Raw genomic sequence first — 2,889 nt, forward strand, 5'->3', positions numbered from 1 at the left:
GCCGTGTGGCTCATCACCAAGGGCTTCCGCCCAGTGAGCATCCTCACCACCCCCGCCGCACGCCTCGACATCGCCGCAGCCCAACCGGGTCTTCAGTGACTAAGAACCCATGATGATTGAAAGCCCAGCGATCATCCGCGCAACTCAGCCCCAGTTCGCAGAAGTTGCTCTGATGCTGCTTTGGGATCTGGCCGAAGTCAACCAAACGTCGCAGCATCTCCAAGCAACCTCGAATCAGTGGGGCGAATACCTACACCGCGACTCGATAGGCACGCAGCCCCGAAAGGACCACCATGCCCAAAATTGACGATCTTCCCTCCGCCTACCTGCAAAGCTGCCGTGACGCCCTCACCGAGGAACAAGCCGTCAGCCTCGCCGCAACTAATGGGTGGGCACACGTGGACCGGGACCAGGTCCACGCCGACTGGGACGAAATTTACCGCGACCTGAGCCGGAACCTCGAAGAACGCAGCCCGGACGATGAAGACACCCAAGAACTAATTCACCGGCACTACCGGGTCGCCTGCCGGTTCTACACGCCCAGCCCGAAAGCCTACATCGGCATGGCTCTGTTCTACCGGGACAACGAGGACATGCGCGCTTTCCATAACGGGTACCACGAATACATGGTGGAATTCCTCGTCAACGCCATCACCAGCTTCGCCCGGCACCGGCTCTAAAAGAGAGCCCACTACCGGCTGGACTGAGTGACCGACCACCGCAACACCTGTCGCCGCCGTCGCCAAACTGTCAAATAGCGCCCCCTCCATTCGTCAACCAATATGGACGAATGGAGGATGGTGAGCAAAGGGAAGCATCCGTCGAAGGATCACGCCACAATTACTCCACTCGCTCGAGAACGCCTAGCACGGCCTCCGCCGCTACCTTCGGTTGGTCAAGGTGCATGCCAGGGCGATGGCGGTACCAACGTTGTCCTCATGGCGGGCATGGGGAGACCACACACAGGCCAATTCCGGAGGTTCTCCTTTTTCACAAGCCGCGAAGTGTCACCAACGTCCTGGCCGGGTACACCTAGAGGCGTGAGACGAGGAACATGCCCACGAGAGGCGCTAGCGCCGCCCCCGCGCCGACGCTCACAAGAAGGACCGCAGGGAACCATTGCCCGCTCCCAACGCGCGCACCACCGTTTGAGCGGTGCCACAGCGCGAGACCGACTCCGGCAAGCATTAGCACGCACCCAAGGCACAGGAGCATGAGCGCAGCATCCGACATCGGGCAAGGTTATCATCGCGCAAAACGCAGACGGCCCGGTGTCGTCGACAACTTGCGGCGCGGGCGGGGTCCGGCCGCGCCTGTGCGGAGCGGGGAGCCGAAGCGCCTGCCCAGCGTCCTCCAGCAGGTATGGAGGCCTGCGTTCTGCGCGATCTCCGAAAATTCGGGGGTGCTGCGTGCAAGACTTACGGCGGAAGCGACATATTCATTATGTGAGCATCGCCAACACCCCAGCCAGCGCCGACGTAAGTGAGGGAGAGGCGATGCCTGAGAGCGCGGGCCCGGCCGAGACGGCGGCCGATGTCGACTGGTTCACCGTGATCGTCCGGGAGCACTCGACTGCGCTCGTGCGCTACTTCGCCCGACGCGGACCGCGTCAGGATGCCGAGGACCTGGCCGCTGAGGTCTTCGCGACAGCTTGGCGGCGCCGCGACGACCTGCCACGGGAGGCGGTGCTGCCGTGGCTGTATCGCACGGCGGGATTCACCCTCGCGAATTCGCGCAGGAAGCACATCGATCTCCCCGTCGACGTGGTGCCCGAGTCGGGTGCGGTTCGAATCGACGGCGATCCGGAACTGAACCTCCTGTTCGATGCGGAACTCCGCGGTGCGCTTGAAAGCGTGGGGGAGCGAGACCGGCAGATCCTTCTCCTGCACGCGTGGGAGGGTCTCGACGGGGCCGAGCTCGCCGGCGTGCTCGGCATCTCCCGATCCGGGGCGGACGCCGCGCTGTCGCGCGCGCGCAAGCGATTGCGAGAAGCCTGGGGCGAGCGGATGTCGTTCTAGGGCTTCTGCAAGATTCGGCACGCCCCGCACATATAACAGGTGAACCGAAAAATCCGGAGGCTGATTGATATGAACGACGACGACAAACAACCAGACCCGGTTGCCCGGCTGCGTGCCGCCGACCCAGCGGGGGATGTCGAGGCGCGTACCGGGTTCGCCGACGAGGTCGTCGCGCGGATCACCGGCCTTGAGGCTGAACCGATGGGCGACTCGGCACCCGTGGCCGACCTGGCCCAGGCACGAGCAAGCCGCAGGCCACGCTGGCTCCCGTTCGTCGCGGTCGCGGCGTCGATCGCGATCGTGGGTGCCGCGGGATACGGGATCGGAGCGACCACAGGCGGGCCGATGAGCCTCGCCGACGGCGCTGCACCGCCCATCACTCTGCAGTCCAACGGGGGCCCCGAAAGCGTCGCGCCAGGCGCAATAGAGCCAGCCGTGGGCTCTGGCGCCGCTATCGACCAGAAGATGTCTCCGTTGATTTACCCCTACGGATCCGGCCGGAACGCCTTCAGCGCCACCAGCCTTGGCACACAGGCGGGCACAGCTCAGGCCTACGCCTACGACCCCCGTTCCGCATCCAGCACAGACAAGGTCACGGCGCTGGCCGCGGCGCTCGGCATCGGGTCATCAGTCGAACTGCGCGACGGCAGCTGGGTTGCCGGCCCGCAGGACGGCAGCGCCCCGAGCCTGTCAGTGAGTCTCGACGGCATGCTGTCCTTCTACTTCCAGAACCCGGAGATGAACCCGTGGCAGTGCGAGGGTGACCAAGTCTGCGAGCCGACCGGCCAGCCGCCGAGCGAAGACGCTGCAATTGGAGCACTTCGCGCGCTCCTCGCCGCCGCGGGTCGGGACCCCGCCGCGTTCGAATTCA

General features: G+C 64.9%; 3 protein-coding genes. All 3 read left to right on the forward strand.

Translation table 11 applies throughout. The features are described from left to right. The first annotated feature begins 293 nt into the window (after positions 1-293). Positions 294-680 (forward strand): TipAS antibiotic-recognition domain-containing protein, encoded by a 387-nt coding sequence (locus E3T28_RS15950; RefSeq protein WP_134433140.1) that lies wholly within the window; start codon positions 294-296, stop codon positions 678-680. Between the two features lie 816 nt (positions 681-1,496). After that, positions 1,497-2,018, forward strand: a complete 522-nt coding sequence (locus E3T28_RS15955; protein WP_134433142.1) for an RNA polymerase sigma factor — start codon at positions 1,497-1,499, stop codon at positions 2,016-2,018. Between the two features lie 69 nt (positions 2,019-2,087). Beyond that, a partial coding sequence (locus E3T28_RS15960) for a hypothetical protein (protein WP_420898277.1) occupies positions 2,088-2,889 on the forward strand: 802 nt, incomplete at its 3' end.

Origin of the sequence: Cryobacterium sinapicolor (assembly GCF_004403465.1) — a bacterium.
GTDB classification, from domain to species: domain Bacteria; phylum Actinomycetota; class Actinomycetes; order Actinomycetales; family Microbacteriaceae; genus Cryobacterium; species Cryobacterium sinapicolor.

Bases quoted from the DNA above. Each gene is read 5' to 3' on its own strand.
- E3T28_RS15950 (WP_134433140.1), top strand. From the start codon at position 294: ATGCCCAAAATTGACGATCTTCCCTCCGCCTACCTGCAAAGCTGCCGT.
- E3T28_RS15955 (WP_134433142.1), top strand. From the start codon at position 1,497: ATGCCTGAGAGCGCGGGCCCGGCCGAGACGGCGGCCGATGTCGACTGG.